Raw genomic sequence first — 3,425 nt, forward strand, 5'->3', positions numbered from 1 at the left:
CGCTGCTCGCCACCTACGGCACCACGGTCGACCGCGAATCCGCCTACGAAATCCTGCGCGGCAAACCCGCCGTCAGCCAAGCCGCCCCCGGCGCCATTCCTGCGCCACCGGCCGGCAACCTCAACGACGCCGACTGGGGAAACAGCGCTAACCAGGAACCACAACCGCGCCACCAACCCGCCACGCAAAGCCGCCAACCAGAAGTCGCCCCGCAGGTCTCCGGCGGCATTTTCGGCGGCATCGGCGACCTCCTTGGCGGCACCACCGGCCCGCGCGGCGGTCATCGGGAAGGCGTCCTCGAAAGCGCGGCCAAAAGCGCGGCGCGTGGCGTTGCCGGCACGGTTGGCCGGGAGATCGGCAAGCAGATTCTACGCGGAGTGCTGGGGTCGATACTCGGCGGGCGGCGCTGAGCGCCCTGCATCAATAAAGCCGTCACCCTGGCTTGAGTGACGGCGCTCTTGCTGATGGCTGACGTGGTCGGCCAGCAGGCGCCTTCGCCGAATACTGGCCGCGCCAGTCACGCTGAGCGCTTGTGCAATTGCCACCAGCGGCCGATGTTCGGCCTGTCGGTCCGTCCGGCTACCGGCCAAACATCCGTCGTCACAAAACGTTGGCTCGATGCAAGCGAGCCGGAAATCAGCAGCTTTTTATTATGTTTACAAACGCTTGCATATAAAATGAAAATGCCGTTCAGAGTTTTCTGAACGGCATTACAGCCTCGGCTGTCTTTTGTTCCGGAGTCCCGGATTTAGTGCGTATGCTTGCGCAGACGCTGGATTGCTTGCAACTGGGCAACAGCTTGCGCCAGTTCTGCTTCCGCAGCAGCGTAATCCATTTCAGCGTTCCGATTGGAAAGAGCTTCTTCGGCGCGCTTCTTGGCTTCCAGTGCCTTGGCCTCATCCAGATCGTGCGCACGAATCGCAGTGTCAGCCAACACGGTGATCATGTCGGGCTGAACTTCCAGCATGCCACCGGAGACATACACCAACTCGAATTCGCTCCGGCTCGGCACCTTCAAACGAATGGTGCCGGGCTTGATGCGAGTCAGCAGCGGTGTGTGGCGCGGAAGAATACCGAGTTCCCCGGCTTCGCCGGGAAACACTGCGATTTCCACCAGGCCGGAGAAGATCGACTCCTCGGCACTGACGACATCACAATGAACAGTCATAGCCATTAACTAGCTCCTATACGGCGTTGCGCTATTACAGCGTCTTGGCCTTTTCGAGAACTTCCTCGATACCGCCAACCATGTAAAACGCCTGTTCCGGGAGGTGATCGTACTCACCAGCACAGATACCCTTGAAGCCCTTGATCGTTTCCTTGAGGGAAACAAACTTGCCCGGCGAGCCGGTGAAGACTTCCGCCACGTGGAACGGCTGCGACAGGAAGCGCTGAATCTTGCGAGCGCGGGAAACCGCCAGCTTGTCTTCCGGCGACAGTTCGTCCATACCCAGAATCGCAATGATGTCACGCAGTTCCTTGTAGCGCTGCAGATTCATCTGCACGGCACGGGCGACGGCGTAATGCTCTTCACCGACGACCTGCGGGTCGAGCTGGCGGGAGGTGGAGTCGAGCGGATCGACGGCCGGATAGATACCCAGCGAGGCGATGTCACGCGACAGCACGACCGTCGAGTCGAGGTGCAGGAAGGTGGTGGCCGGGGACGGGTCGGTCAAGTCATCGGCAGGCACGTAGACGGCCTGGATGGAGGTGATCGAGCCGACCTTGGTCGAGGTGATACGCTCTTGCAGACGGCCCATTTCTTCGGCCAGCGTCGGCTGGTAGCCGACGGCGGAAGGCATACGGCCGAGCAGTGCGGACACTTCGGTACCGGCCAGCGTGTAACGGTAGATGTTGTCGACGAAGAACAGAATGTCGCGGCCATCGTCACGGAAACGCTCGGCCATGGTCAGACCGGTCAGCGCGACGCGCAGACGGTTGCCCGGCGGCTCGTTCATCTGACCGAACACCATCGCGACCTTGTCGAGAACGTTGGAGTCCTTCATTTCGTGGTAGAAGTCGTTGCCCTCACGGGTACGCTCACCGACGCCAGCGAACACGGACAAGCCGGCGTGCTGTTTGGCGATGTTGTTGATCAGCTCCATCATGTTGACGGTCTTGCCGACGCCGGCGCCACCGAACAGGCCGACCTTGCCGCCCTTGGCGAACGGGCAGATCAGGTCGATAACCTTGATGCCGGTTTCGAGCAGATCGACGGAGGACGACAGTTCGTCGAACTTCGGAGCCGCTTGGTGAATCACGCGCAGCTCGGTGGAGTCGATCGGACCGGCTTCGTCGATCGGGCGACCGAGCACGTCCATGATGCGGCCCAGGGTGCCCATACCGACCGGCACGGAAATGCCGGCGCCGGTGTTGTTCACCTTCATGCCGCGACGCAGACCGTCGGAAGAACCCATGGCGATGGTGCGGACGACGCCGTCACCGAGTTGTTGTTGCACTTCGAAGGTCAGGCCGTCTTCAGCCATGCCGTTTGCTTCGGAAGCATCCAGCTTGAGCGCGTCGTAGACCTTCGGCATCGCGTCGCGCGGGAAGTGGATGTCCACAACGGCGCCGATGCACTGAACGATTGAACCTTGACTCATATTCAAATCCCCAAAAATAAAAATCTACGCGTCACACCGCGGCGGCGCCGCTGACGATTTCCGAGAGTTCCTTGGTAATCGCAGCCTGACGGGCCTTGTTGTAAACCAGCTTCAGATCGCCGATAACGGTCTTGGCGTTGTCCGAGGCCGACTTCATGGCAACCATCCGGGCGGACTGCTCGGAGGCCATGTTTTCTGCGACAGCCTGATAAATTAACGCTTCGACATAACGAATCAGCAGATCGTCGATCACAGCCTTGGCATCGGGTTCGTAGACATAATCCCACTTGGTCTTGGCGCTACCAACGGCACCACCCGACAGCGGAAGCAGCTGTTCGAACACCGGTTCCTGCTTCATCGTGTTGATGAAGCGGGTGTAGCCGATATAAAGCGCATCAATCTCACCATTCATATAGGCATCAAGTTGAACCTTGACCGGCCCGATCAGCTTTTCCAAGTGAGGCGTATCGCCCAACCCGATCGCATGCGAAACGACCTTGGCGCCTGCGCGTTGCATGAAGCCAAGACCCTTATTGCCGATGCAGGTAGCCTGCAGTTTCTTGCCGGCGGACTCGAATTCCTTCATCTTCGTGACAGCCAGACGAAGAAGGTTTGAGTTCAGACCGCCACACAATCCCTTGTCCGAAGTGATTAGAACAATGCCGACAGCGGCTTGTTCACGATTCACCAGGAAAGGATGGCGGTACTCGGTGAGAGCATGAGACAGGTTACCTGCAACGCGCCGGATCTTCTCGCCATAGGGACGGGCAGCCCGCATCCGGTCCTGCGCCTTGCGCATTTTGGATGCGGCCACCATTTCCA

5 protein-coding genes are annotated in these 3,425 nt (G+C 59.7%); 2 read left to right on the top strand and 3 right to left on the bottom strand.

Annotation, left to right across the window (positions count from 1 at the left end; genetic code table 11):
- Together ADADOO_RS08090 and ADADOO_RS08095 are read left to right on the top strand one after the other, a co-directional pair.
- Positions 1-410, top strand: a 410-nt coding sequence (locus ADADOO_RS08090) for a helicase HerA-like domain-containing protein (RefSeq protein WP_511276557.1), incomplete at its 5' end; no start/stop codon positions are given.
- 54 nt (positions 411-464) lie between these two features.
- Positions 465-704: a hypothetical protein gene (locus tag ADADOO_RS08095; protein WP_511276559.1), complete on the top strand. Its 240-nt coding sequence runs from the start codon at positions 465-467 to the stop codon at positions 702-704.
- A 44-nt stretch (positions 705-748) separates the two neighbouring features.
- Here the strand turns inward: ADADOO_RS08095 and ADADOO_RS08100 are convergent, their stop codons facing one another.
- The 3 genes from ADADOO_RS08100 to atpG form a co-directional block, all read right to left on the bottom strand.
- Complete coding sequence (locus ADADOO_RS08100; protein ID WP_511276561.1) at positions 749-1,174, bottom strand: F0F1 ATP synthase subunit epsilon; 426 nt, start codon at positions 1,172-1,174, stop codon at positions 749-751.
- 28 nt (positions 1,175-1,202) lie between these two features.
- Positions 1,203-2,603, bottom strand: coding sequence for a F0F1 ATP synthase subunit beta (gene atpD, locus ADADOO_RS08105; protein ID WP_511276563.1), 1,401 nt, complete (start codon positions 2,601-2,603; stop codon positions 1,203-1,205).
- 31 nt (positions 2,604-2,634) lie between these two features.
- On the bottom strand, positions 2,635-3,425 hold a 791-nt coding region (atpG, locus tag ADADOO_RS08110; protein WP_511276565.1), incomplete at its 5' end, for a F0F1 ATP synthase subunit gamma.

This window comes from Azonexus sp., from assembly GCF_036170495.1.
Taxonomy (GTDB): Bacteria; Pseudomonadota; Gammaproteobacteria; order Burkholderiales; family Rhodocyclaceae; genus Azonexus.

Coding starts and splice junctions, on each gene's coding strand:
- ADADOO_RS08095 (WP_511276559.1), top strand. CDS start 465: ATGGCTGACGTGGTCGGCCAGCAGGCGCCTTCGCCGAATACTGGCCGC.
- ADADOO_RS08100 (WP_511276561.1), bottom strand. CDS start 1,174: ATGGCTATGACTGTTCATTGTGATGTCGTCAGTGCCGAGGAGTCGATC.
- atpD (WP_511276563.1), bottom strand. CDS start 2,603: ATGAGTCAAGGTTCAATCGTTCAGTGCATCGGCGCCGTTGTGGACATC.